The 23,511-nt window shown below is 63.8% G+C and carries 24 protein-coding genes; 12 read left to right on the top strand and 12 right to left on the bottom strand.

Translation table 11 applies throughout. From position 1 onward, the window contains the following. Positions 1-37 precede the first annotated feature (37 nt). The 5 genes from scpA (at position 38) to ACGYKA_RS01465 (ending at position 4,877) form a co-directional block, all read left to right on the top strand. Positions 38-2,179, top strand: coding sequence for a methylmalonyl-CoA mutase (scpA, locus tag ACGYKA_RS01485; RefSeq protein WP_394409891.1), 2,142 nt, complete (start codon positions 38-40; stop codon positions 2,177-2,179). Then, positions 2,179-2,700 carry a GNAT family N-acetyltransferase gene (locus ACGYKA_RS01480; protein ID WP_394409894.1) on the top strand — a complete coding sequence of 174 codons (522 nt, stop codon included), beginning with the start codon at positions 2,179-2,181 and terminating at the stop codon, positions 2,698-2,700. The genes scpA and ACGYKA_RS01480 overlap by 1 nt, the downstream gene beginning before the upstream one ends. Before the next feature lie 52 nt (positions 2,701-2,752). Then, positions 2,753-3,433: a molecular chaperone DjiA gene (locus ACGYKA_RS01475; RefSeq protein WP_067261634.1), complete on the top strand. Its 681-nt coding sequence runs from the start codon at positions 2,753-2,755 to the stop codon at positions 3,431-3,433. Then, entirely contained in the window at positions 3,433-4,434 is a 1,002-nt protein-coding gene (locus ACGYKA_RS01470; protein WP_394410442.1) for an endonuclease/exonuclease/phosphatase family protein, read from the top strand. The genes ACGYKA_RS01475 and ACGYKA_RS01470 overlap by 1 nt, the downstream gene beginning before the upstream one ends. Positions 4,435-4,511: 77 nt before the next feature. After that, a complete protein-coding gene (locus ACGYKA_RS01465; protein WP_394409897.1) occupies positions 4,512-4,877 on the top strand; it encodes a hypothetical protein in 366 nt (121 codons plus the stop codon). Here ACGYKA_RS01465 and ACGYKA_RS01460 read toward each other — a convergent pair. The 4 genes from ACGYKA_RS01460 to ACGYKA_RS01445 form a co-directional block, all read right to left on the bottom strand. Further along, positions 4,874-6,457 (bottom strand): Ppx/GppA family phosphatase, encoded by a 1,584-nt coding sequence (locus ACGYKA_RS01460; RefSeq protein ID WP_394409900.1) that lies wholly within the window; start codon positions 6,455-6,457, stop codon positions 4,874-4,876. The two genes, ACGYKA_RS01465 and ACGYKA_RS01460, sit on opposite strands and share 4 nt — an antisense overlap. Positions 6,458-6,539: 82 nt before the next feature. Next, complete coding sequence (locus ACGYKA_RS01455; RefSeq protein ID WP_394409903.1) at positions 6,540-8,714, bottom strand: RNA degradosome polyphosphate kinase; 2,175 nt, start codon at positions 8,712-8,714, stop codon at positions 6,540-6,542. A gap of 61 nt (positions 8,715-8,775) precedes the next feature. Continuing rightward, a complete protein-coding gene (locus ACGYKA_RS01450) occupies positions 8,776-9,456 on the bottom strand; it encodes a DnaA ATPase domain-containing protein (protein WP_271693247.1) in 681 nt (226 codons plus the stop codon). A 1-nt stretch (position 9,457) separates the two neighbouring features. Then, complete coding sequence (locus tag ACGYKA_RS01445; protein WP_394409906.1) at positions 9,458-10,540, bottom strand: AI-2E family transporter; 1,083 nt, start codon at positions 10,538-10,540, stop codon at positions 9,458-9,460. 201 nt (positions 10,541-10,741) lie between these two features. Here ACGYKA_RS01445 and proS point away from each other — a divergent pair, with 201 nt between their 5' ends. From proS to ACGYKA_RS01425, 4 genes are read left to right on the top strand one after another with little or no spacing between them, the layout of a single operon-like run. Then, positions 10,742-12,082: a proline--tRNA ligase gene (gene proS, locus ACGYKA_RS01440; protein WP_394409909.1), complete on the top strand. Its 1,341-nt coding sequence runs from the start codon at positions 10,742-10,744 to the stop codon at positions 12,080-12,082. A gap of 8 nt (positions 12,083-12,090) precedes the next feature. Continuing rightward, complete coding sequence (locus ACGYKA_RS01435; RefSeq protein ID WP_394409912.1) at positions 12,091-12,597, top strand: DUF2937 family protein; 507 nt, start codon at positions 12,091-12,093, stop codon at positions 12,595-12,597. Positions 12,598-12,651: 54 nt separating this feature from the next. Continuing rightward, on the top strand, positions 12,652-13,947 hold the full coding sequence (locus ACGYKA_RS01430) for a lipoprotein-releasing ABC transporter permease subunit (RefSeq protein ID WP_394409915.1): 1,296 nt from the start codon (positions 12,652-12,654) through the stop codon (positions 13,945-13,947). After that, on the top strand, positions 13,940-14,623 hold the full coding sequence (locus ACGYKA_RS01425) for an ABC transporter ATP-binding protein (RefSeq protein ID WP_394409918.1): 684 nt from the start codon (positions 13,940-13,942) through the stop codon (positions 14,621-14,623). Before ACGYKA_RS01430 ends, ACGYKA_RS01425 begins: the two co-directional genes overlap by 8 nt. Position 14,624: 1 nt before the next feature. Here the strand turns inward: ACGYKA_RS01425 and ACGYKA_RS01420 are convergent, their stop codons facing one another. The 6 genes from ACGYKA_RS01420 to ACGYKA_RS01395 form a co-directional block, all read right to left on the bottom strand. Continuing rightward, a complete protein-coding gene (locus ACGYKA_RS01420) occupies positions 14,625-15,302 on the bottom strand; it encodes a hypothetical protein (protein WP_394409921.1) in 678 nt (225 codons plus the stop codon). 190 nt (positions 15,303-15,492) lie between these two features. Next, complete coding sequence (locus ACGYKA_RS01415; RefSeq protein WP_394409924.1) at positions 15,493-15,966, bottom strand: GIY-YIG nuclease family protein; 474 nt, start codon at positions 15,964-15,966, stop codon at positions 15,493-15,495. Further along, complete coding sequence (gene parE / locus ACGYKA_RS01410) at positions 15,959-17,914, bottom strand: DNA topoisomerase IV subunit B (protein ID WP_394417223.1); 1,956 nt, start codon at positions 17,912-17,914, stop codon at positions 15,959-15,961. The genes ACGYKA_RS01415 and parE overlap by 8 nt, the downstream gene beginning before the upstream one ends. Positions 17,915-18,010: 96 nt before the next feature. After that, a complete protein-coding gene (locus ACGYKA_RS01405) occupies positions 18,011-18,388 on the bottom strand; it encodes a type II toxin-antitoxin system death-on-curing family toxin (protein WP_394417226.1) in 378 nt (125 codons plus the stop codon). After that, complete coding sequence (locus ACGYKA_RS01400; protein WP_067263649.1) at positions 18,385-18,633, bottom strand: hypothetical protein; 249 nt, start codon at positions 18,631-18,633, stop codon at positions 18,385-18,387. Before ACGYKA_RS01400 ends, ACGYKA_RS01405 begins: the two co-directional genes overlap by 4 nt. 47 nt (positions 18,634-18,680) lie before the next feature. After that, positions 18,681-19,565, bottom strand: coding sequence for an alpha/beta fold hydrolase (locus ACGYKA_RS01395; protein WP_394437741.1), 885 nt, complete (start codon positions 19,563-19,565; stop codon positions 18,681-18,683). A 149-nt stretch (positions 19,566-19,714) separates the two neighbouring features. Here ACGYKA_RS01395 and ACGYKA_RS01390 point away from each other — a divergent pair, with 149 nt between their 5' ends. Continuing rightward, positions 19,715-21,070, top strand: a complete 1,356-nt coding sequence (locus tag ACGYKA_RS01390; RefSeq protein ID WP_394417233.1) for an MATE family efflux transporter — start codon at positions 19,715-19,717, stop codon at positions 21,068-21,070. 3 nt (positions 21,071-21,073) lie between these two features. On the opposite strand, the gene ACGYKA_RS01385 is transcribed toward ACGYKA_RS01390, so the two are convergent. Both ACGYKA_RS01385 and ACGYKA_RS01380 read right to left on the bottom strand, forming a co-directional pair. Continuing rightward, positions 21,074-21,475: a hypothetical protein gene (locus tag ACGYKA_RS01385; protein WP_394409933.1), complete on the bottom strand. Its 402-nt coding sequence runs from the start codon at positions 21,473-21,475 to the stop codon at positions 21,074-21,076. Positions 21,476-21,486: 11 nt separating this feature from the next. After that, positions 21,487-22,689 (bottom strand): pyridoxal phosphate-dependent aminotransferase, encoded by a 1,203-nt coding sequence (locus ACGYKA_RS01380; protein WP_394409936.1) that lies wholly within the window; start codon positions 22,687-22,689, stop codon positions 21,487-21,489. An 84-nt stretch (positions 22,690-22,773) separates the two neighbouring features. Between ACGYKA_RS01380 and ACGYKA_RS01375 the strand changes: the two genes are divergently transcribed. After that, complete coding sequence (locus ACGYKA_RS01375; RefSeq protein WP_394409939.1) at positions 22,774-23,175, top strand: multiprotein-bridging factor 1 family protein; 402 nt, start codon at positions 22,774-22,776, stop codon at positions 23,173-23,175. Next, the gene (locus ACGYKA_RS01370; protein WP_209219028.1) at positions 23,168-23,434 is read left to right on the top strand and encodes a succinate dehydrogenase assembly factor 2; all 267 of its coding nucleotides are present in this window, start codon (positions 23,168-23,170) and stop codon (positions 23,432-23,434) included. The genes ACGYKA_RS01375 and ACGYKA_RS01370 overlap by 8 nt, the downstream gene beginning before the upstream one ends. Positions 23,435-23,511 lie beyond the last annotated feature (77 nt).

Below are 23,511 nucleotides of genomic sequence, written 5' to 3'. Positions count from 1 at the left end.
TGCCTGCCGCCGGGCGCTAAGGGAGAAGGACAAGCATATGACATCCGACCAAAAGGACGCGAAGGCGCGTTGGCGTGATCTGGCCACAGGCGAATTGCGCGGACGCAGCCTTGATGATCTGACGTGGAAGACGTTGGAGGGGATCGACGTACAACCGCTCTATACCGCCGACGACGTGGACGGGCTGGAGCATCTGGGCAGCATCCCCGGCGAAGCGCCGTTTACGCGGGGCGTGAAGGCGACGATGTACGCGGGCCGCCCTTGGACGATCCGGCAATATGCGGGTTTCTCCACCGCCGAGGAATCCAACGCCTTCTACCGCCGTGCCTTGGCCGCAGGCCAGCAGGGCGTCTCCGTTGCTTTTGATCTGGCGACGCACCGCGGCTATGACAGTGACCACCCGCGCGTGGAGGGCGATGTCGGCAAGGCGGGCGTGGCCATCGACAGCGTCGAGGACATGAAAATCCTCTTCGACGGCATCCCGCTCGATCAGGTCTCGGTCTCCATGACGATGAACGGCGCGGTGATCCCGATCCTCGCCAATTTCATCGTCGCGGGCGAAGAGCAGGGCCATGATCGGGCCAAACTCTCGGGCACGATCCAGAACGACATCCTCAAGGAATTCATGGTGCGCAACACCTATGTCTACCCGCCGGAGCCGTCGATGCGGATCATCGGGGACATCATCGAATATACCTCGGACCACATGCCCAAGTTCAACTCGATCTCGATCTCGGGCTATCACATGCAGGAGGCGGGTGCGAACCTCGTGCAGGAGCTGGCCTTCACCATCGCCGACGGGCGCGAATATGTGCGCACGGCGATTGCGGCGGGTATGGACGTGGACCGCTTCGCGCCGCGGCTGTCGTTTTTCTTCGCCATTGGCATGAACTTCTTCATGGAGGCCGCCAAGCTGCGCGCCGCGCGTCTCTTGTGGTCGCGGGTGATGGAGGAGTTCGAGCCTAAGAACCCCAAGTCCTCGATGCTGCGTACCCACTGCCAGACCTCCGGCGTCAGCTTGGCCGAACAGGACCCCTACAACAACGTCGTGCGCACCGCTTACGAGGCGCTCTCGGCGGTGCTGGGCGGCACCCAGTCGCTGCACACCAACTCGCTCGACGAGGCCATCGGCCTGCCGACCGACCATTCCGCGCGCATTGCCCGCAACACCCAGCTGATCCTGCAAGAAGAGACCGGCATCACCAATGTCGTCGACCCGCTGGCAGGCTCCTACTACGTCGAGAAACTGACCGCCGATCTGGCCGAAGCGGCGTGGAAGCTCATTGAGGAAGTCGAGGAGATGGGCGGCATGACCAAGGCGGTGGCCTCGGGCATGCCCAAGCTCAGGATCGAGGAAGCCGCGGCGCAGCGACAGGCGGGCATCGACCGCGGCACCGAAGTGATCGTGGGCGTCAACAAGTACCGCCGCGACAAGGAAGAGCCGATCGACATTCTCGACGTCGACAACGTCAAGGTGCGCGCAGGACAGGTGGCGCGTCTGGAGCGCATCCGCGCCGAACGGGATGACGCGGCCTGCACCGCCGCCTTGGCGGAACTGACACGGCGGGCGGCCGAGGGCGGCAACCTGCTCGACGCCGCGGTCGAGGCCGCGCGCGCACGCGCCACAGTGGGGGAAATCAGCATGGCGATGGAAAAGGAATTCGGACGGCACCGGGCCGAGGTCAAGACGCTCTCGGGCGTTTACGGCGCGGCCTATGAGGGCGACGCGGGCTTTGCCGACATCCAGAAATCGGTGGATGAATTCGCCGAGGCCGAGGGCCGCCGCCCGCGCATGTTGGTGGTCAAGATGGGGCAGGACGGCCACGACCGCGGTGCCAAGGTGATCGCCACAGCCTTTGCCGACATCGGCTTTGACGTGGACGTGGGCCCGCTGTTCCAGACGCCCGCGGAGGCCGCGCAGGACGCCGTGGACAACGACGTGCATGTCATCGGCATCTCGAGCCAAGCGGCGGGGCACAAGACTTTGGCGCCTCAGCTCATTCAGGCGCTGAAGGATGCGGGGGCGGAGGATATCCTCGTGATCTGCGGCGGGGTGATTCCGCAGCAGGACTATAAGTTCCTGCAAGACGCGGGCGTGAAGGCGATCTTTGGACCCGGCACCAATATCCCAACCGCCGCGCAGGACATCCTAAAGCTGATCCGCGAGACGCGGAAGTGATGCAAGGGGAAGGAGGCGCCGCCCTGAAGGGCGGCGTGATCCGCCCCGCCGTGCCGCAGGATGCCGCCGCCGTGGCGGCGCTGTGGAACGGCATGATCCGCGACAGCCTGTCGACCTTCACCACCGACGAAAAGACACCGGTGGAGATCGCGGCGCTGATCGCTGCCCGCGCCGGTGCCTTTTGGGTGGCCGAAGGGGAGGGCGCGGTGCTGGGCTTTGTCACCTATGGCAGCTTTCGGGGCGGGCCGGGCTATGCCGCGACGGTGGAGCATAGCATCGTTCTGTCCGAGGCGGCGCAGGGGCGGGGGCTGGGCCGCGACCTGATGACACAGGCCATAGAGGCGGCAGCGGCGCAGGGCCGTCACACCATGGTCGCCGCGATCAGCAGCGCCAATCCCGGCGCAGTGACGTTCCATGAAAGACTGGGCTTTGCGCAGGTCGGGCGGATGCCCGAGGTGGGGCGTAAACATGGGCGATGGCTCGATCTCATCTTAATGCAAAAAACGCTGACAGCATCCTGACTTCCCCGATGCCAGCGGTTAAGCTGGGGGCCGAATACCAAAGGGTCAGCCCATGTCGATCTGGACGCGCATCTCCGAAGCTCTGTCAGCCCTCACCGCGGGCGAGGGGCTGTCGGCTGTCTTTGACCGGCTGCGCAGCCCGCCTGAGCGCTCGGTCGCCTTTACCATCGCGGTGATCGCGCTTGGCGCCAAAATGGCCAAGGCCGATGGGCTGGTGACCCGCGATGAGGTGACCGCCTTTCGCGAAGTGTTCCAGATCGCCGAAGCGGATCAGGAGGGGGCGGCGCGGGTCTTTAACCTTGCCCGCCAAGACGTGACCGGTTTCGAGGATTACGCCCGCCGCATCGCGCGGATGTTCAGCGACCAGCCCCAGACCCTGCATGACCTAATGGAGGGGCTGTTTCACATCGCGATGGCCGATGGCATCTACCACCCCAACGAAAACGCCTTTCTTGAGGATGTGGCCGCGATTTTCGGCATGGATGAAGAGGCTTTCGCCTCGCTCAAAGCGCGTTTCGTGCCCGATAGCTCGCCCCTGCCGCGCACGGTTCTGGGCATCGGCCCCAATGCGACGTTGGAAGAGGCCCGCCGCGCGTGGCGGCGGCTGGTGCGCGAGAACCATCCCGACGCGCTGGTGGCGCGCGGCCTGCCGCAAGAGGCGATTAAGATGGCCGAGAAACGCATGATCGACATCAACCGCGCATGGGAAACGCTCTCGGGCAAACACGCTTGATGCGCATCGCGACCTACAATGTTGAGTGGTTCGCGAGCCTTTTTGACGATGACAACCGGCTTTACGACGATGACGCTTGGGCCGGGCGGCACGGGGTGACCCGTGCGCAGCAGACGGCAGCTTTGGGCCACGTGTTCAGGGCGCTGGATGCCGATGCGGTCATGGTGATCGAAGCGCCGAACCACGGGCGGCGGCAATCCACCGTGGCGGCGCTTGAGCGTTTCGCCGCGCGGTTTTCCCTGCGCACGCGGGCCGCTGTCATGGGGTTTTCCAACGACACTGAGCATGAGATCGCGCTGCTCTATGATCCCGACAAGCTCAGCGCCCGCCATGTACCTCAGGGTGCCACCAATGCCCCGCGCTTTGACCAGACGCTGCGGATCGACCTTGATGTGGATGCCACCGAAGACGCGGTGGTCTTTTCCAAACCGCCCTTGGAGTTGGAGGTGACCACGCAGGCCGGTTTCACCTTCCAGATGATCGGCGCGCATCTCAAATCCAAAGCGCCCCATGGGGCCAAGTCCGAGGCCGATGTGCTGCGCATCGCCATTGCCAACCGGCGCAAGCAATTGGCACAGGCGATCTGGCTGAGGCGGCGGATCGACATGCATTTGGCGGCGGAACGGCCCATAATGGTCTTGGGCGATCTGAACGACGGGCCGGGGCTGGATGAATTCGAAAGCCTGTTTGGTCGCTCTTCGGTCGAGATCGTGCTGGGGCAGGGGGCGGCGGCGCTGTTCGATCCTCATGCCAAACAGGCGCTCAGCCGCCGTTTGGGGGCCGCGCCGACCAGCGCGCGTTTCTGGATCGCGCCGGAGGAACGCTATCTTCAGGCGCTGCTTGACTACATCATGGTCAGCCCGCAGATCGCCGCCCGTGCGGCCCGCTGGCGGATTTGGCACCCGATGGATGACCCGGCCTGCTGGCAAGACGTCGCCCTGCGTGACGCGCTGCTGGCCGCCTCGGATCACTTCCCAGTCACGCTGGATGTCGATCTTTAGGCGGGGGGCTGCCAGCGGCGTGGCGTAAGACTGGACATGCGCGCGGCGCCGCCTACTTCAATCCTATGACACGCTTTATGCCCCTTATCGCCCTTTGTGCGGTACTGCCCCTCGCAGCCCATGCGCAGGAAGAATCCGAAGAACGCGGTCTCGGCCTGATCGAGCGCGGCGCGCAGATGTTCATGGACGGGATCATGGATGAAATGGGCCCGGTCATGGAGGGGTTTGAAGGGTTCACCGAGGCCATGCGCCCCGCGCTGCGCGATTTTGCGCGGGAGATGGGGCCGAAGCTTACGGAGCTCTTGGACGAGGTCGAGGATTGGAGCGCCTATCAAGCGCCCGAGATACAGCCAAACGGCGATATCATCATCCGCCGCAAGCCCGATCACCCGATGGTCCCGCCAGAGACACCAACCGAACCCGCGCCGCAGATCGAGCTTTAACGCGCGGCGCGTTTGCCGGTCCGGACATGCACCTCTGCCTCAAGCGATTTGGCGAGTGAGTTCAGCCGCGCCTCTGCGACCTCGCCGAAAAGCGGCACCATGTCGGGGGTGAGCCAGAGTTCCAATTGCTTCTTCTTGGGGAACCAGCGCAATTCGCCGCGCTGTTCGCCCTTGTCCATCCAGAGCATCGCACCAAAGCGCATGGCTTTGCCTAGGATTTCGGCCTCCAACCGGGTCTTTTCATCGACCATTTCATAGAGGTCTTCGAAACGCGTGTTTTCACGCTTGTTGGAATAGCGGTGCAGCAGGGCCAGCCCGAGGTAGATGCGTTCGGCGTGTTTCAGGCCGCCGAGATTGGCGCGGGTGGCATTGTCGAAACAGGTCTCAGCCCGGTAGTCGGGATGCGCGCGCCAGCTTACGTCGTGCAACAGGCAGGCTGCTTTGACCAAACGCCTGCGGGCGTGGGGGGCAGAGCGGTAGAGCGGCAGGATGAAGTTATAGAGCACCTTGCCGAAACCGGGCATCCGCGCGTCCTTGGCCTCCGCGAAATAGCAGGCTTCGATCAGCGGATCACGGTCGCGCAGGCGCTGCGGCATCTGTTCGTAAAGCATACCTTCGCGGATGCCGTAGCTGGAAATGGCGATGTCCTTGGGCCGGAAAGTCTTGACCAGCCGGCTCAGCACCTCCGCGGCATAGGGCACCAGCGACATCCGGCTGGAGGAGACACCGCAAGCGCTGCGCAATTCCTCAAGATCGGAGGTTTGGATAAATTTCACCGTCTCGCGAACCGAGGTTACGGTCATGCGGTATTCGTGTAGCACATGCAGTGGATAGCCCCGGCGGTACATGTCGATCCGCGCGATCGCCCGCCATGAGCCGCCCACAAGGAACAGCCGGTCACGCTGGCTGCCCATCTTTTCCTGAAGCCCGGTGATGACCTCTTTGATATGCGCGTGCCGCCCCTTGGCCCCGCCCTTGAGGTCGCGCAGCTTAAGGGGGCCAAGCTGGGAGGTGACCCGCCGCCCGACGCGCCCGCCCGAGATTTCGGCAAGCTCCATCGAAGAGCCGCCGATGTCGCAGACAAGGCCGTAAGCGCCGGGCCAGCCCAAAAGCACCCCTTGCGCCGAGAGCCGCGCCTCTTCCTCGCCGTCGATCACCCAGATGCGCAACCCGGTCTCGCGCAGCACATCGGCGCAGAAGGCGCGCCCGTCACTGGCATCGCGCACCGCCGCCGTGGCGACGACGGTAAGCTCCGACAGGCCCATGCCATCGGCCAATTTGCTGAACCGCCGCAGGGCCGAGAGCGCGCGGGCGCGCCCTTCGGGGGACAGATGCCCGGTCTCGGCCATGCCCGCGCCCAGGGCGCACATGATCTTTTCGTTGTAGAAATAGGCCGGTGAGCGCGCCGCGCCGTCAAAGACCACCAGCCGGACGGAGTTCGACCCCACATCCACCACGCCGACGCGGGCCAGCGCCCGCGCGCCCGGATCCTGAAACAAGGGTTTTCCGAAAAGGCCCAGTTCCGCCACACCCGTCTCAGGGACGGGGGCGGCTCGGGAAGGGTCGGTCTGGTCTGCCATCAATGCTCCTGCGGGCCATCCGTTTCACTGGATAATTGGCGCAGGGGGGCGGTGAGGTCAATTGCCAAAGGGGGCTTGCCTGTCAATCCTCGGTATGGGTCAGCTTGGGCACATCCGAGGCCCCGGCGCTGCCCCGGCCCGAGAGCGAGGGGTTTTCCATGAAAAAGCGGTGGCAGTTGAAGGCGAAAGTGCCTTCGGGGATCGCCGGGCGGGTGAATTTACCATCTGGCCCCATGACCCAGCTTTGCGCCACGTCAGCCAGATTGGCCGCCATGATTTGGCTGGTGATCTGCGCCTTGACGGTGGGGTTTTCGATCTCGACCAACGTCTCGACCCGGCGGTTGAGGTTTCGGCCCATCCAATCGGCAGAAGACATGAAGACCCGTGCCTTTTTATGCGGCAGCCCGTGACCGTTGCCGAAACAGACGATGCGGCTGTGTTCCAAAAAACGCCCGATAATGGATTTGACGCGGATGTTGTCCGACAGCCCCTTCACCCCAGGGCGTAGCCCGCAGATGCCGCGAATGACGAGGCTGATTTCCACCCCCGCTTGGCTGGCGTCATACAGCGCGTCGATCACCTCGGCGTCAATGAGCGCGTTCATCTTGGCCCAGATCACAGCGGGGCGTCCGGCGCGGGCATGTTCGGCCTCGGCCCGGATCATCTCAAGCAGGCGCGGCTTCAGCGTCGTGGGGGAGATGGCGAGGTTTTCCAACTGCTCCGGCGGGGCGTAGCCAGACAGGAAGTTAAACACTTTCGTTGCATCACGCCCAAGGCTCGAGTCGCAGGTAAAGAGCGACAGGTCCGTATAAATCCGCGCGGTGATCGGGTGGTAGTTGCCGGTGCCGTAGTGGGTATAGGTCACCAGTTGGTCACCCTCGCGGCGCACCACGGTCGAGATCTTGGCGTGGGTCTTGAGGTCTAGAAAACCGTAGACCACATGCGCGCCCGCCCGTTCCAAGCGGCGCGATTGGCGGATGTTGGCGGCCTCATCAAAGCGGGCCTTCAGCTCGACCAGCGCGGTGACCGATTTGCCATCCTCCGCCGCTTCGCAAAGCGCGCTGACGATCGGGCTGTCGCGCGAGGTGCGGTAGAGCGTCTGCTTGATCGCCACCACATCCGGGTCGCGCGCCGCTTGGGCAAGGAAACGCACCACCATGTCGAAGGTCTCGTAAGGGTGGTGCAGCAACATGTCTTTCTGCCGGATCGCCGCGAACATATCGCCGTCATGGTCGCTGACCCGCTCGGGCACGCGCGGGGTGAACTGGGGCCACAGCAGGTCTGGCCGCGCGTCGGTCACCAGTTTCGACAGGTCGGCAATGCCCAACATGCCGTCGATCTCGATCACGTCTTGGGGGCGCACACAAAGCTCGCGCATGACGACGGATTTCAGTTTTTCGGGCGCGCCGGCGGAATGGGTCAGGCGCACGACTTCGCCCCGGCGGCGGCGTTTCAGCGCGACTTCGAATTCCCGCACGAGGTCTTCGGCCTCGTCCTCTACCTCAAGATCGCTGTCGCGCAGCACACGGAATTCGAAATGCGCCTTGAGTTTGTAGCCCGGAAAGAGGTTGGGAATATTGATGATCAGCAGATCTTCAAGCGGCAGATAGCGCAGGCTGCCATCGGGGGCGGGCAGGGGCACGAAACGGTCGATCTGCGCCGGGATCGGCAGCAGCGCCTGTAGCGGGCGTTTATCGCGGGTGCGCTCTAGTTGCAGCGCCAGCGCGTAGCCGGTGTTGGGAATGAAGGGGAAGGGGTGCGCGGGGTCGATCGCCAGCGGCGAGAGCACGGCGAAGACTTGGTTGAGGAAGACCCCTTCGAGATGTTTGTAATCCGCCTCGGTCAGGTCGGCGGTGCGCTCCAGCATGATGTTCTGCGCGTCCATCTCGGCCATGAGGTCGACCAGCACGCGTTGCTGGGACATCATCAGGTTGCGCGCGTCTTCGTTGATCAAGACCAGTTGCTCGCCGGGGCTCAGCCCATCGGCGGCGGCGGTGGTGTTGCCCGCCTGCGCAAGCTCGCGCAGGCCCGCCACGCGCACGGTATAGAACTCATCCAGATTGGTGGCCGAAATCGACAGAAAGCGCAGCCGTTCCAGCAGCGGCACGCGCGGGTTCTCGGCCTCTTCCAGTACGCGCCAGTTGAAGTCGAGCCAGCTTAGCTCACGGTTGAAGAACCGGCCCGGCCCGGCGGTGTCGAGGTCGGGCAGATCGGTGGCGGGCGGAAAGGGCGCTTGCAGGAAATCGGCTTGGGTCATGCGGGCCTCATGACATTGGAATGTAACGGGTTTGCGAAGGCTTGCGTTAATTATTCCAGTATCACGCGCGAGGCGGGGCGATGTCCAGCACCTGCGCGGCCAGTGCGCGGGTCAGGGGGCGCTTCTGTGCAAGGCTGGCGGCATCCAGCCGGTCGACCAGCGCGATGGCGGCGGCAAAGGATCGGTCCATCCGCGTCATTAGGTAGTTGATCAGTTCCGGCTTGGGCGTCAACTGCCGGTCGGCCAGCAGTTTGACCAACAGGGCCGAGAGCAGCGCATCGTCGGGCGCCTCCATCTCAACCATCGTGGCGCCGCGCATCCGGCTGACCAGATCGGGCAGCGTAAGGCCCCAATGCGCCACCGGCCCGGTGCCGGTGAGCAGCAGCGCCTGACCTTCGGCCAGCACGAGGTTGTGCAGATGGAACAGCGCCGTTTGCGCCGCCGCGTCTCCGGCGATCAGATGCACATCCTCCACCGCCACGGGACCACGGGCGAGGGCGGGAATGTCGGCCTCCAGCAGGTCCGCCGCACTGATGATCCGCGCGCCCGAAAGGTCTGCCCAAACATGCGTCAGATGCGTCTTGCCCGAGCCTTGCGGCCCGGTCAGCGCCAGCTTTCCGCCCGCCCAACCGCGCCAGCCGTCGATCATCGCCATGGCCATGGCGTTGGAGGGGGCGACAAAGAAAGCGTCGCGGCCCAGAGCCGTTCGGCTGGGCAGGTTCAACCCGAGTTGGTGGGCCATGTTAGCGGATGTCCTCGTCGACGGTCGTTTCAGGCTCTCGGCCTTTGTAGAGCACGCTTTCGCGGTAGCGGGCCGTGGCGAAACGCGCGATCACCCCGATGGCGGCGGCCACGGGCACCGCGACCAGCAGACCCACGAAGCCGAAGAGCGTGCCGAAGACCGACAGCGCCAGCAGCAGCCAGACCGGGTGCAGGCCGACCGAATTGCCGACGAGCTTTGGTGTCAGCAGGTTGCCCTCGACCACTTGGCCCAGCACGAAGATGCCGGCGACGAGACCGATGGAAAGCCAATCCCCCCAGAATTGGAACAGCGCCAGACCGATCGCCAGCGCCCCGCCGATCAACGCGCCAAGGTAGGGGATGAAGGTGACCAGCCCCGCGACAAAGCCGACGACGAGGCCGAATTGCAGCCCCACCAGCATCAGCGCCACGGCGTAATAGGTGCCAAGGATCAAGCAGACCGTGCCCATGCCGCGCACGAAAGAGGCCAACGTCTCATCAATCTCGCGTGCCAATTGGCGAATCGTCGGGGCATGGTCGCGCGGCAGCAGCCGGTCGATGGCGGCGACCATACGGTCCCAATCGAGCAGCAGGTAAACCGCGACCACGGGGACGATGACGAACAAGAGCAGGACGTTGATCAGCGAGGCAAAGGAGGCGAGCGCGGTTTGCAGCAATTGCCCGCCGCGTTCCTGAATTGTGGTCCCCAGTGTCGTGAGCGAGGTGCGCAGGGTCGAATCGTCGTCCAGAATCGACGGGAAGCGATCGGTGATGAAGTCGGTGAAATTACGGGTCAGCTGGGGCGCGGTCTCGATCAAGTTCACGGTCTGATTGACCAGCGTCGGGATCACCAAAAGCGCCATCAGCACGAAGACCAAAAGCGCCACCACGGTGATGACGGCGGTGGCCATGGTGCGGCTGAGCCCCAAACGCTCCAACCGGTCGGCCACGGGGTCAAGGAAATAGGCAATCGCCCCGCCCAGCAGGAAGGGCAGCATCACATCGCCGATGAACCACAGCGCCACCATGAACACCGCAGCCGCGATGCCCCAGTACTTCAATTGGTCTCTGATTGGCAGGGCCATGGCGCTCTCCGGCAGGGAATGCCATCACATCGCCCATGTGGCGTTTCGTTTCAAGCCTTGGCTGCGGGTGGCGCGCGCGTCAGAGGCGCGGAACGGGCAAGTGGTGGAACTGGCCCAGCGGGCCGCCAGACCTCAGCGATGTGATTGTCTCGCCCTTTGACATGCACTAGTCAGGGGGCAATGCGTCAATGAGGAAACACCATGCGTCTGTCCCAATATTTTCTACCCGTGCTGAAGGAAAACCCTGCCGAGGCGCAGATCGTCAGCCACCGGTTGATGCTGCGGGCGGGGATGATCAAGCAATCCAGCGCGGGGATCTATTCCTGGCTGCCGCTGGGCTACAAGGTGCTGCGCAAGGTCGAAGAGATCGTGCACCAAGAGCAGCAGCGCGTGGGCCATATCCCGATGCTGATGCCGACGCTGCAATCGGCGGACCTGTGGAAGGAATCGGGCCGCTATGACGCCTACGGCCCCGAGATGCTGCGCATCCGCGACCGGCAGGACCGCGACATGCTCTATGGTCCCACCAACGAAGAGATGATCACCGACATCTTCCGCAGCCATGTCGGCTCTTATAAGGACCTGCCGCTGACGCTTTACCACATCCAGTGGAAATTCCGCGACGAAATCCGCCCGCGTTTCGGCGTGATGCGGGGTCGTGAGTTCCTGATGAAGGACGGCTACAACTTCGACCTCACCAAAGAGGACGCGCTACACGCCTATAACCGCCATCTGGTCAGCTACCTGCGCACCTATGAGCGGATGGGCCTGCAAGCGATCCCGATGCGCGCCGACTCTGGCCCCATCGGCGGCGACGACACGCATGAGTTCCTCGTGCTGGCCGAAACGGGTGAATCGGAGGTTTTCTATGACAGCGAGATCACCGATCTGACCTTTGGTGACCGCGAGATCGACCCCAATGATCACGACGCCTGCCGCGCGGTGCTGGAGGAATTCACCTCGCGCTACGCCCGCACGGATGAGACCCACGATCCGGAGGTTTTCGCGCAGGTACCGGAAGAACGCCAGCGCAGCGCGCGCGGCATCGAAGTGGGGCAAATCTTCTATTTCGGCACCAAATATTCCGACGCGATGAACGCCAAGGTGCAGGGCCCCGACGGCAAACAGGTGCCGGTGCATATGGGCAGCCACGGCATCGGCGTCAGCCGCCTGCTGGGCGCGATCATCGAGGCGAGCCATGATGACAAGGGCATCATCTGGCCCGAGGGGGTGACGCCTTTCCATGCGGGGATCGTGAACCTCAAACAGGGCGATGCGGAGGCCGACGCGGCCTGCGACGCACTTTACAACAGCCTCAAGGCGCTGGGCCTCGATCCGCTTTATGACGACCGCAAGGGCGGGGCGGGGATGAAGTTCGCCACGATGGACCTCATCGGTCTGCCATGGCGCATCACCGTCGGCCCACGCGGGTTGAAGAACGGCGTGGTTGAATTGACCAGCCGCCGCACGGGCGAAAGCGAAGAGCTGCCGCCCGAACAGGCGGTTGAGAAGATCGCCAAGATCTACGCCGGTATCGTCTGAGGGCCGCGATGATCCTGCGGGCGCTGACATTGGCCGGTGGGATCGTAAGCGCAGGCATTGCCGCACAAGGCCCGGGGGTTTCCCGGGCCTACCTGTTTCAGCTAGAGGCGGCGGAACAGCGCCTCGCCAAAGTCGTGGCGGATTTCGATGCCGCCGCGCAGGCCGCAGGGCTGAACCGGGAAGGCGCCGTGGCGCGGCTGCGCGGATCGGCGCTGCTGGAACGCCGGGGCTTGGGCCTGCGCCGCAACATCGAACGGCAAGGGTGGCTTGAGGCCGCATTGCCGCAGCTTCAGTCAGCGGGCCCGTTCCTGCGCTGCTATCTGCTATGGCGTAACCCGGATGCCGAAGCTTTGCGCGCCGCCCTGCGCGGCTTTGCCCCCACCGCCCCGCGCAGCCGTGCCGAATGGCTTTTCGCCGGTTTGGGGTTCATCACGGGGGCCAGTCTCACCCGCCTGCTGCTATGGCTGCCCACATGGCCCGCGCGCTTCCGCCGCCGCCGGGCATTGCGTTCTTGACCCTGCTGGGGCAAAGCCTCAGGTTGCGCGCACCTCAGACCGGAGCCTTCCCACATGGCCAGCAAACCCACACGTACCGCCCCATTCGCGGCCTTTGAATGGATGATCGCTTGGCGCTACCTGCGCGCCCGCCGCGCCGAAGGGGGCGTCAGCGTCATGACGTGGATCAGCCTCATCGGCATCACGCTGGCGGTCTTTGCGCTGATCGCCACGCTTTCGGTCCGCTCAGGGTTCCGCGCTGAGTTCGTCGACACGATCCTCGGGGCCAATGCCCATGTCACCGTCTACACGATGGGGGAGGTGCTGCCCAACGGCCAGATCGACCGCACCATCGACGATTACGAGGCCATGGCCGAGCGGGTGGCAGCCGTCGAAGGCGTGACCCGTGTGGCCCCGCTGGTGCGGCAACAGGTCATGGCCAATCGCCGCCAGTCGAACGCAGGGGTTGAGGTTTTCGGCATCGCTTCGGACGATTTGATGACCATCCCCGGCATCCAGCCTTCGGAGCGTTCTTTCGGTGACATCACGCGTTTTGAAGAGGGCATGGCCATCGGCAGCGGCGTGGCGCAGTCCTTGGGCGTGCAGGTGGGCGATAGCGTCAAGCTGATCTCGCCCAACGGGGTAAAGACCGCCTTTGGCACTAGCCCGCGGGTCAATGCCTATGAGGTGGTCTATATCTTCTCTGCCGGGCGCTACGACATTGATAAAACACGGGTTTACCTGCCGATCACCGAGGCGCAGAGCTTTTTTAATCGCGAGGGCGTGGCGGATGAGCTGGAGGTCATGGTCGAAGACCCGGAAGGCGTGGATGCCATGGCGCCCGCGCTGATGCAGGCGGCGGGTGAACGTGCGCAGGTCTGGACGTGGCGCGACGCCTCAAGCTCCTTCCTCTCGGCGCTCGACATCGAGGACCGGGTGATGTTCGTGATCCTCAGCGTTCTGGTGCTGATCGCGGCGATGAACATCGTTTCGGGGCTGATCATGCTGGTCAAGAACAAGGGCCGCGACATCGGCATCCTGCGCACCATGGGGCTCAGTGAGGGTTCGGTGCTGCGGGTGTTCTTCATCTGCGGGGCCTTCACGGGCATCATCGGCACCGCGGCGGGCGTGGTGCTAGGGGTGCTGTTTGCCACTTACGTCGACCAGATCTTCGGCTTCGTGAACTACCTCAGCGGCGGCAATGCCTGGGATGCCTCGATCCGGGGCATCTATTTCCTGCCCGCGAAACTGCAACTGGGCGACGTGCTCTCGGCCGTGGCGCTGTCGCTTGGCCTGTCCTTCGTCGTCACGATCTTTCCCGCCCGCCGCGCGGCGCGGATGAACCCGGTGGAGGCCCTGCGCTATGAATGATCCCGTCCTGCGTCTGAGCGGCATTTCCAAGGCCTACAATCCCGGCAAGCCGAACGAGGTGCAGGTGCTGCGCGGCATCGACCTTGAGGTGGCCCCCGGCGAGGTGGTCGCGCTGGTCGCACCCTCTGGGGCGGGCAAGTCGACGCTGCTGCATATCGCGGGGCTTTTGGACACCGCCGACAGCGGCACGGTGGAGATCGGGGGCGATGACCTGACGGGCCAGAGCGACCGCCGCCGCACGGCCGTGCGCCGCGCCGATGTGGGCTTCATCTACCAGTTCCACCACCTGCTGCCCGAGTTCACGGCGCTGGAGAACATCGTGTTGCCGCAGCTGGCAAATGGCGTGGCGCGCAAGACGGCCGAGGCGCGGGCGCAGGAGCTTCTGATGCAGGTCGGCATTGCCGAGCGCGCCGATCATCGCCCCGCTGCTATGTCGGGCGGTGAGCAGCAGCGGGTGGCCTTTTGCCGTGCGCTGGCCAACGCGCCGCGGCTTCTGCTGGCGGATGAGCCCACGGGCAACCTCGACCCTTCGACCTCGGATCAGGTCTTTGCCGCGTTGATGGCGCTGGTGCGCGGCACCGGGCTTTCGGCGGTGATCGCCACGCATAACCTTGAACTGGCGGCCCGGATGGACCGGCAAATCCGGCTCGACGCGGGGCAGTTGGTGCCAGTCTGACTCAGCCGCAGATGTTTTCTAACTCGACCCCGTCCCAGGGCAGGCCCACGTCATAGGGGCGGCTCTGGGGCAGGGGGGCCACGGGCATGACCTCCGACAGCATCGCATGCAGCCGCTTGGTGCGCGGCGCCTGCGGGTCGAGCGCGCGGCAACAGACGAATTCCTCCACGATCGAGCCTTGCTGCTCATAGCCGAAATCGAGGAACCGCGGCTTGGTATCCACGTCGAAGAGGTAGGGGTCCGGGCTGGTGAACTGCTCGGAGGCCGCGAGCAGGGGCGTGTAGCCGGTGAGGTCGCGGTTCTGCCATTGCCAGACATGGGTGACCTCATGCGCCAGCAGCATCGCGGCGATCAGCCCGATGCGGTCGGGGTGATCGGGCAGGTAGTCGTCGAGATACCAATCCTTGTCGAACAGCACATGGTTAAAGAGCGCGACGGCAGCGGGTTTGCTGGTCACGGTCTCGCCCACCTGCGGCGGCAAGATACGCTCGCGACAAGTCGTGCGCGGGCGTGGCTTGCGCGTGAAGGTAACGGCGCGGGTGGGCGCGCCATCATGCAGACGCACGCGGTCGTAGTCGAGCATGGGGCCGTGGAGGGTGGCGAGATAGGCGCGTTCGTTCTCCGTCAGCGGCCGGCCGCAGGCGGTGAGGATGAGGCAGAGGAGAAGCGCGCGGATCATGGGATGAGTTAGGCGCGGGGCAGGCTGTGGATCAAGGGGGAAGTTTGGGGTGATCGCGGACGGTACAGGTAACTGCTGTCGCGGTCCCGACCTATCGTTGTGTGGAAGCCCCTTCCCCATCGGGGGAAGGGGCTATGCGCCAAAGGCGCAGGGGATACGGACAGATGTGGCTGGCTAGTAACGCTATTTCTTAGTGAGAGTCGAAACCCGTCAATTCAAGATCCAGTTCAATCGTTGCATACAACTCTAACAGATATTGCTCGATCGGATCAGGCACTTCCAAGAATCGAAAACTCATTGATCTAATCGCATCAATTTCATCGCGAAATGTCTGACCATACTCCGGATGTTCAACAATTGCTTGTCTGCTATTTACTGAAGAGTAAGTAGCCTTAGCAATCTCTGGGTGTTTTGCCCTTGTTCGCTTTAACGCGAAAGATGCGGAATTGTGAGACCTTGTTGTATGAGCTCGGAACCGGCCCTCCAAATTTCGGGTGCGGCCTACATACACAGGGTCCTCGTTCTCATAGAGTATGTATATCCCTGACTTACCCTTATCTTTAACGCTGGCCCTAAACTTCTCTATTGGCATATTCGTCAGTGCTTCAAACAGACTTGGAATCTTACCCGTATAGTCCGAAAAACTTTTCTTCCCCTCAAACATCCAACTCCTCCACAAACTGCGCGTTCTGCTGAATATACGCGAACCGCATCTCCGGCTTCTTCCCCATCAGCCGCTCGACCAGATCCCCGGTTTCGCCCGGCACGTCCTCGTCCACCGTCACGCGGATGAGCTTGCGGGTCTCGGGGTCCATCGTGGTCTCCTTGAGGTCCTTCGCGTCCATCTCGCCCAGACCCTTGAAGCGGCTGACGTCGATCTTGCCTTTCCCGCCGAGGCCCTTCTCCAGCCACATGTTCTTTTCGGCCTCATCAAGGCAATAGACCCGCTTGGCGCCTTGGGTCAGGCGGAACAGAGGCGGGCAGGCGAGGTAGAGGTGGCCCGCGTCAATGAGCGGGCGCATCTGGGTGAAGAAGAAGGTCATCAGCAGCGAGGCAATATGCGCGCCGTCGACGTCGGCGTCGGTCATGATGATGATCTTGTCATAGCGCAGATCGTCGAGGTTGAACTTCGTGCCCATGCCAACGCCAAGCGCTTCGCAAAGGTCGTTGATCTCGGCATTGGTCGTCAGCTTGCTGGAGGCAGCGCCCAACACGTTGAGGATCTTGCCCTTAAGCGGCAGCAGCGCTTGGGTGTTGCGGTTGCGCGCGCCCTTGCCGGAGCCACCCGCCGAGTCGCCCTCGACGATGAACAGCTCCGTGCCCTCGCGCGATTTGCTGGTGCAATCGGTCAGCTTGCCGGGGAGGCGCAGTTTCTTGGTGGCGCTCTTCCGGGCCGTTTCCTTCTCCTGCTTCCGGCGCATCCGCTCTTCGGCGCGCAGCACCAAAAAGTCGAGGATCGCGCCCGCAGATTTCGTGTCTGCCGCCAGCCAGTTGTCGAAATGGTCGCGCACCGCGTTTTCGACCAGCCGCTGCGCCTCGGTGGTGGCGAGGCGGTCTTTGGTCTGGCCCACGAACTCCGGCTCGCGGATGAAGCAGGAGACCAGCGCGCAGCCCCCGGTGATCAGGTCGTCGCGGGTGATGTCCTTGGCCTTGCGGTTATTGGCCAACTCGCCATAGGCCCGGATGCCCTTGAGGATCGCGGCCCAGAAGCCGCTTTCATGGGTGCCGCCCTCGGGCGTGGGGACGGTGTTACAGTAGGACTGGATGAAACCGTCGCGCGCGGGCGTCCAGTTGATCGCCCATTCGACCTTGCCCGGCACGCCGAAGCGTTCTTGGAACTCGACGGTGCCGGCAAAGGGGTTCTCGGCATAGGTCGTGGCCTTGCCCAGTGTCTCGCGCAGGTAGTCGGCGAGGCCGCCGGGGAAGTGGAAGGTCGCCTCCATCGGGGTGTCGCCGTCCTCGATCTCGGACTTCCAGCGGATCTCGACGCCCGAGAAGAGATAGGCCTTGGAGCGGACCATCTTGAGCAGACGCGCGGGTTTGAAGCGGTGCGCGCCGAAAATCTGCTCATCAGCGTGGAAAGTGACGGTGGTGCCGCGGCGGTTAGGTGCCGCGCCGATCTTCTCCACCGGGCCTTGCGGGATGCCGCGCGAGAAACGCTGCTCGAAAAGCTCGCGGTTGCGCGCGACCTGCACCACCATGGAGTCCGACAGCGCGTTCACGACCGAGGCGCCCACGCCGTGCAGACCGCCCGAGGTCTGATAGGCCTTGCCGGAGAATTTGCCCCCCGCGTGCAGGGTGCAGAGGATCACCTCAAGCGCGGATTTGTCCGAGAACTTCGGGTGCGGGTCGATCGGGATTCCGCGGCCGTTGTCGCGGATGGTGACGGAGCAATCGGCGTTCAGCTCCACCTCGATGCGGTTGGCATGGCCCGCCACGGCCTCGTCCATCGAGTTGTCGAGCACCTCGGCCACCATGTGGTGCAGCGCGCGCTCATCCGTGCCGCCGATATACATGCCGGGGCGCTTGCGGACGGGCTCCAGCCCCTCCAGCACTTCGATGGAGGAGGCATCGTATTCGGTGGGTTCCTGGCCGGAAAGAAGGTCGGTCATGCGGGCCTGCTCTTTGTTTGTGGGTGGGGGCCATTTTGACAGCCCCGCGCGGCGGGGGCAATCGCGGGTTTGTCTTGGGCTGCTGTTTTGCCCCGGTTAGCCAGCTTTGGCGCGCAGCCAGTCGGCAAGGGTCTCTTCATCGATGCGGCCTTGAGCCACTTCGCGGATCAGATCGCCAGCCTCAATGGTGTCGTGGTCGATCCGGATGCCACTGAGGTGGAGGCAGACGATCATGGTCTTATAGGCGGTGCGCTTGTTCGCATCATTGAAGACATGACCGGTGGCCACGGCGACGCAATAGGCGGCGGCAAGATCGAAGGTATCCGCGATCATCCCGTAAACCAGCCTGTTGTCCACGCGGCCCAGTGCACCATCGAGAGATTTATCCAGCGCCCGACCCGCGAGTTCGCCGGGGTTCAAGACGGCATCGTGAATCGTTTCGACAAGCTCGGCGTTAAGCAAAACATAGGTCATTTGTCTTTGAGGTAGTCGAGCACGGGCTGGGTTTGCTCACGGGTGGCGGCAATGCTCTCCATCACCTCATCCAGCGTGGCCACGCGCGGCTCTTCTTGCAAAGTCGCCTCGGCGGGCACGAAATAGCCCACGCAGCGCGAGTTCTTCATCACCGCCACGGGCTTGCCGCCCGAGCGTTCTAACACCTTATGCGGTTCGCGCATTTCGGTCATGGTGGCGATGTGGTTGGTGTGAATGCGGGTCATGGCGCGGCTCCTGAATGCATATCTAAATATACATTGTTTCGCCCATTTTACAAGGGCCGCTGCCCACACCAGCCGAGCACCGCCGCCACCTCCGACGGTTTTTGGTGGTGCAGCCAATGATCCGCCCCTTCGATCTCGACCCGGGTGAGGTCCGGCGCGAAAGCCTCCAACCCGGCGGTGGCTTCGGGCAGAAGGGCGGTGTCTTCCGTTCCCCAGATCAGCAGATGCGGGCAGGGGACGCGCAAACGGTCGACCGGGAATTCTGGCAGGTCGCGCAGGGGCTTGCCGGGCGCGGCGACTTGCAGGGGGGAGGCGCGATACCAGTTGATCATCGCCCTGAGCCGCCCCGGCCGCCCCCATTCCGCGCGGTAGTCCTCAAGCCGCGCGGGCGTCAGCCAGCTGAGGTCCATATTGGCGGATAAGAGGTCGAGCAGCCCCGTGAAATCGTCCCTTGCCAGCCGCACCGCGCTGCCTTCGGCGCGCAGGGCGTTAATATATTGCGAGGCGCGCGACTGCGCCCCGCCTGCGGCCATGGCGCGCTGAAACGGCACCGGATGCACGCCGTTGAGCACGATCAGCCGGGCCACCAGCTCAGGCCGGAACATCGCCAAAGCGTAGCCCACGGAGGCCCCCCAGTCATGTGCCAAGACGGTCACCGGCCTGTCGCCGATCAAAGCGGCCATATCGGCCATGAGATGCGCCATCGCATAGGGTTCGATCCCCTCGGGCGCGCTGCTTTGGCCATAGCCGCGCTGGTCGGGCGCGATGCAATGGAAGTCTTGGCACAGCAGCGGTGCCAGATCACGCCACGCGCCGCCGTATTCGGGAAAACCGTGGAGCATCAACAACGGCGGCAGGCTCTCATCGCCCCAGTGGCGAATGAAAATCTCCTGACCGTTCAATCGGCGGGTTTCGGTCCGTGTCGGTTCCATCGCGAGCCCTCCTGCCACCAGCTTTGCCGTTAAGGGCCGCGGACGCAAGGATTTCATGGCAACACAGTGGCATCGACACCGCGCAAACCCATGGCAGAGCGTAAAAACCGCACTTCCCCTTTGCAGCGACCCGGCGTAAGGCTCGTGTCATGAGCAAGACTATGACCAACCGCAATCACGTCCGGGCGATCCTGACACTCGGCCTGCCGCTGATCGGCGGGCATCTGGCACAGATGGCCATCGGCGTGACCGATACCGTCATGCTCGGCTGGTATTCGGTCGAGGCGCTGGCGGCGGTGGTCTTGGGCAGCACCTATTTCTTCGTCCTGTTCATCTTTGGGTCGGGCTTTGCCATGGCGGTGATGCCCTTGGTGGCCGCCTATGACGCCGAGGATGACGAGATCGGCCTGCGCCGCGCCACGCGCATGGGGCTGTGGCTCTCGGTGGGGTTCGCCATGATAGCGCTGCCCGCGATGATCTGGTCGCCCGCGGTGCTGGACCTTTTGGGGCAGGGGCCGAACCTTGCCGACCGGGCGGGCGATTACCTCAAAGTGGCAGGCTGGGGCATTCTCCCTGCGCTTTTGGTGATGGTGTTGAAATCCTACCTCGCCGCGTTGGAGCGCACGCAGGTGGTGCTGTGGATCACCCTGCTGGCCGCCGGGGTCAATGCGCTGGCAAATTACGCGCTGATCTTCGGCAACTGGGGCGCGCCGGAGCTTGGCGTGATGGGGGCGGCTGTGGCATCGGTCACGACGCAATGCGTCTCGCTGATCGGGGTGGTGATCTATGTGCTGATCGCCCTGCCGCAGCACAGCCTGTTCGTGCGGCTTTGGCGGGTGGACGGTCAGATGTTGCTGCGGGTGTTCACGCTGGGCCTGCCGATTGGCCTGACCACGCTGAGCGAGGTCGGCCTTTTCGCGGCCTCCTCGCTGATGATGGGCTGGCTGGGGACGATCCCGCTGGCCGCACATGGCATCGCGATTCAACTCGCCTCGCTGACCTTCATGGTACATCTGGGGCTGAGCAATGTCGCCACGATCCGCGCAGGCAATGCCTATGGCCGCCGCGACGTGCCGCATATGAAACGCGGCGCGGTGATCGTGACCGTGCTGTCGCTGGTCTTTGCGATGCTCACCATGGTTGGCTTTGTCGGCTGGCCCGAGCCGCTGATCTCGGTCTTCATGCAAGAGGATGAGCCCGCGCGGGCTGAAATCCTCGCCATCGGCACCGGGCTTCTGGTGATGGCGGCGCTGTTCCAACTGGTCGATGGGGCGCAGGTGGTAGCCCTTGGGCTGTTGCGCGGGGTGCAGGATACCAAAGTGCCGATGGTAATGGCCGCGGTCAGCTATTGGATCGTCGGCATGCCCTGCTCCTACCTGCTGGGCTTTGTGCTGGGCTTCGGGGCCATGGGCATCTGGGCCGGGCTGGTGGCAGGGCTCGCGGTGGCCGGGTTGCTGCTGAATGCGCGTTTCTGGGGCGTGATCGTCAAGCGGCTGGCGGTTTAGGCCTCAGCCCCGGTCCATCCGATCCGCCTTTTTGCGTACCAGCGTGCTGCGCAGGTCGTGCATCGCCAGCAGCAACTCATCCGTCACCGCCTCAAGCTCGGCATCCGTGGCGCGGGACTGCGCCCATTGGGTGGTCAGGTTCAAATGCTCCACCGCGCGGTGGATGTCATCGATCTCGCGCGCCGCAAGGGTCACGCGGCGAGCCTTGGTCCAGCGGGCAATCTCGGCCTGATCGGCCTCGGTCAAACGGTGCTGCCCATGGGGCTTTACCTCTCCGTTTCGGATGTTGACGACGGCGATCTGCTCCATCTCGATCCGGCGCTGGCGGTTCGCGGCATCCAGCCGAAACACCGCCGCGCCATTCTCGCGGACCCTGAAGTAATAGTCGGGAAGATCGCCCGCCATGGTGTTGTCCCTTACGTCAGCCCGGCGCAGAAGCTCTGGATGCGGCTGCACGCCTCTTTCAGCGCCTCATCCGAGGTAGCGTAGCTGACCCGGAAATTCGGCGAAAGCCCGAAGGCCGCGCCAAAGACGACCGCAACGCCGGTCTCCTCAAGCAAAGCGGTGGCGAAAGCCTCGTCATCCGTGATCTTGGTGCCCGCCGCCGAGGACTTGCCGATCAGCCCGGCGATGGAGGGATAGACGTAAAACGCCCCCTCGGGCGTGGGGCAGGTGATGCCCTCGATGGCCGAGAGCATCTCGACCACCAGATTGCGGCGGCGCACGAAGGTCTCGTTGTTTTCGGCGATGTAATCCTGCGTACCGTTCAGCGCCTCTACGGCGGCCCATTGGCTGATGGTGCAGGGGTTCGAGGTGCTTTGCGACTGGATCTTGCGCATCGCGGCGATCAGCTTTTCCGGCCCCGCGGCATAGCCGATGCGCCAGCCGGTCATGGCATAGGCTTTCGACACGCCATTGGTGGTCAACGTCCGGTCGTAGAGCGCGGGTTCCACCTGCGCGGGGGTGCAGAACTCGAAGCCGTCGTAGGCGAGGTGCTCGTACATGTCGTCGGTCATCACCCAGACATGCGGGTGGCGCATCAGCACATCGGTCAGCGCCTTCAACTCTTCGCGGCTGTAGCCCGCGCCGGTGGGGTTCGAAGGCGAGTTGAAGATGAACCACTTGGTCTTGGGGGTGATCGCCTCTTCCAGCGCCTCGGGCGTGAGTTTAAAATTGTTCTCAAGCGTCGCGGGGGCGATCACCGGCGTGCCACCCGCGAGAAGCACCATGTCGGGATAGCTGACCCAATAGGGCGCCGGGATCACGACCTCTTCGCCGGGGTTCATTGTGGCCATCAGCGCGTTGTAGAGGATCTGCTTGCCCCCGGTGCCGACGCTGACCTGCGCGGGCGTGTAGTCGAGCCCGTTGTCGCGTTTAAACTTGGCGCAGATCGCCTGTTTCAACTCCGGGATGCCGTCGACGGCGGTGTATTTCGTCTTGCCCGCGGCAATGGCGGCAATGCCTGCGTCCTTGATGTTCTGCGGCGTGTCGAAGTCCGGCTCGCCCGCGCCAAGGGCGATGATGTCGCGGCCCGCGGCCTTCAACTCCGCCGCCTTGGTGGTCACGGCGATGGTGGGCGACGGTTTGACACGGTTAAGGGTCGCGGACAGCAGTTCCATTTCGGCCTCGGGTTGCTTATTGATATCTTCACGTTCATAGGGGGCGCCCCCGCACCCGGCAAGGGTGTAGTCAGGAGAGCAGACATGACCGACGAGATCGACTGGTACGGCCCCGAGGCCGCCACCTTTGGCGACCGGGTCGCGGCGGCCCGCGAACAGACCGGCATGACACAGGCGATGCTGGCCAAACGGCTGGGCGTGCGCCTGTCCACCCTGCGCGGTTGGGAAGACGACCTGTCGGAGCCGCGCGCCAACCGGCTGTCGATGCTGGCGGGGCTGCTCAACGTTTCGATGATGTGGCTGATCAATGGCGAAGGCGAGGGCGTCGACGCCCCCGAAGCGGGCGAGACCGCGCGCCGTGTGGACCTCGAAGAAGTGCTGGCCGACATGCGCGCCCTGCGCGGCGACCTGCTCAAAAAGGCCGAGACTGTCGGCAAATTGGAAAAGCGCATTCGGCGCCTCATGATGGAGCCCGCAGATGGCTGAAGCCCCCGAACACCGGATCAAACGCCTGCAAATGCGCTCTATGCGCCGGGGCATCAAGGAGATGGACCTGATCCTCTCGGCCTATGCCGAGGCGCGGTTGCCGCAGATGGATGACGCGGGCCTCACACTTTACGACCAAATGCTGAACGAGAATGACCACGACCTCTATCTTTGGGTCAGCGGACAGGCCGAGGCACCTGCCGAATATGCGGGATTGATCGCGGATATCCGCGGGCAATTGGCCGAAGCGCGGGGCTAATTCAGAAAACCCGAAAGGGTTTAACGAATTATTCTGATTTTTTAGCGAGTTTCCGGTTCAAACAAAGTGAACCGGAG

Origin of the sequence: Sulfitobacter sp. 1A15106, assembly GCF_043556995.1 — a bacterium.
In the GTDB taxonomy this organism is placed as follows: domain Bacteria; phylum Pseudomonadota; class Alphaproteobacteria; order Rhodobacterales; family Rhodobacteraceae; genus Sulfitobacter; species Sulfitobacter faviae.
This window is presented reverse-complemented; position numbering and strand designations above follow the sequence as displayed.

Excerpts from the sequence above, each read along its gene's own strand:
- scpA (WP_394409891.1), top strand. The coding sequence starts at position 38 with ATGACATCCGACCAAAAGGACGCGAAGGCGCGTTGGCGTGATCTGGCC.
- ACGYKA_RS01480 (WP_394409894.1), top strand. The coding sequence starts at position 2,179 with ATGCAAGGGGAAGGAGGCGCCGCCCTGAAGGGCGGCGTGATCCGCCCC.
- ACGYKA_RS01475 (WP_067261634.1), top strand. The coding sequence starts at position 2,753 with ATGTCGATCTGGACGCGCATCTCCGAAGCTCTGTCAGCCCTCACCGCG.
- ACGYKA_RS01470 (WP_394410442.1), top strand. The coding sequence starts at position 3,433 with ATGCGCATCGCGACCTACAATGTTGAGTGGTTCGCGAGCCTTTTTGAC.
- ACGYKA_RS01465 (WP_394409897.1), top strand. The coding sequence starts at position 4,512 with ATGCCCCTTATCGCCCTTTGTGCGGTACTGCCCCTCGCAGCCCATGCG.
- ACGYKA_RS01460 (WP_394409900.1), bottom strand. The coding sequence starts at position 6,457 with ATGGCAGACCAGACCGACCCTTCCCGAGCCGCCCCCGTCCCTGAGACG.
- ACGYKA_RS01455 (WP_394409903.1), bottom strand. The coding sequence starts at position 8,714 with ATGACCCAAGCCGATTTCCTGCAAGCGCCCTTTCCGCCCGCCACCGAT.
- ACGYKA_RS01450 (WP_271693247.1), bottom strand. The coding sequence starts at position 9,456 with ATGGCCCACCAACTCGGGTTGAACCTGCCCAGCCGAACGGCTCTGGGC.
- ACGYKA_RS01445 (WP_394409906.1), bottom strand. The coding sequence starts at position 10,540 with ATGGCCCTGCCAATCAGAGACCAATTGAAGTACTGGGGCATCGCGGCT.
- proS (WP_394409909.1), top strand. The coding sequence starts at position 10,742 with ATGCGTCTGTCCCAATATTTTCTACCCGTGCTGAAGGAAAACCCTGCC.
- ACGYKA_RS01435 (WP_394409912.1), top strand. The coding sequence starts at position 12,091 with ATGATCCTGCGGGCGCTGACATTGGCCGGTGGGATCGTAAGCGCAGGC.
- ACGYKA_RS01430 (WP_394409915.1), top strand. The coding sequence starts at position 12,652 with ATGGCCAGCAAACCCACACGTACCGCCCCATTCGCGGCCTTTGAATGG.
- ACGYKA_RS01425 (WP_394409918.1), top strand. The coding sequence starts at position 13,940 with ATGAATGATCCCGTCCTGCGTCTGAGCGGCATTTCCAAGGCCTACAAT.
- ACGYKA_RS01420 (WP_394409921.1), bottom strand. The coding sequence starts at position 15,302 with ATGATCCGCGCGCTTCTCCTCTGCCTCATCCTCACCGCCTGCGGCCGG.
- ACGYKA_RS01415 (WP_394409924.1), bottom strand. The coding sequence starts at position 15,966 with ATGTTTGAGGGGAAGAAAAGTTTTTCGGACTATACGGGTAAGATTCCA.
- parE (WP_394417223.1), bottom strand. The coding sequence starts at position 17,914 with ATGACCGACCTTCTTTCCGGCCAGGAACCCACCGAATACGATGCCTCC.
- ACGYKA_RS01405 (WP_394417226.1), bottom strand. The coding sequence starts at position 18,388 with ATGACCTATGTTTTGCTTAACGCCGAGCTTGTCGAAACGATTCACGAT.
- ACGYKA_RS01400 (WP_067263649.1), bottom strand. The coding sequence starts at position 18,633 with ATGACCCGCATTCACACCAACCACATCGCCACCATGACCGAAATGCGC.
- ACGYKA_RS01395 (WP_394437741.1), bottom strand. The coding sequence starts at position 19,565 with ATGGAACCGACACGGACCGAAACCCGCCGATTGAACGGTCAGGAGATT.
- ACGYKA_RS01390 (WP_394417233.1), top strand. The coding sequence starts at position 19,715 with ATGAGCAAGACTATGACCAACCGCAATCACGTCCGGGCGATCCTGACA.
- ACGYKA_RS01385 (WP_394409933.1), bottom strand. The coding sequence starts at position 21,475 with ATGGCGGGCGATCTTCCCGACTATTACTTCAGGGTCCGCGAGAATGGC.
- ACGYKA_RS01380 (WP_394409936.1), bottom strand. The coding sequence starts at position 22,689 with ATGGAACTGCTGTCCGCGACCCTTAACCGTGTCAAACCGTCGCCCACC.
- ACGYKA_RS01375 (WP_394409939.1), top strand. The coding sequence starts at position 22,774 with ATGACCGACGAGATCGACTGGTACGGCCCCGAGGCCGCCACCTTTGGC.
- ACGYKA_RS01370 (WP_209219028.1), top strand. The coding sequence starts at position 23,168 with ATGGCTGAAGCCCCCGAACACCGGATCAAACGCCTGCAAATGCGCTCT.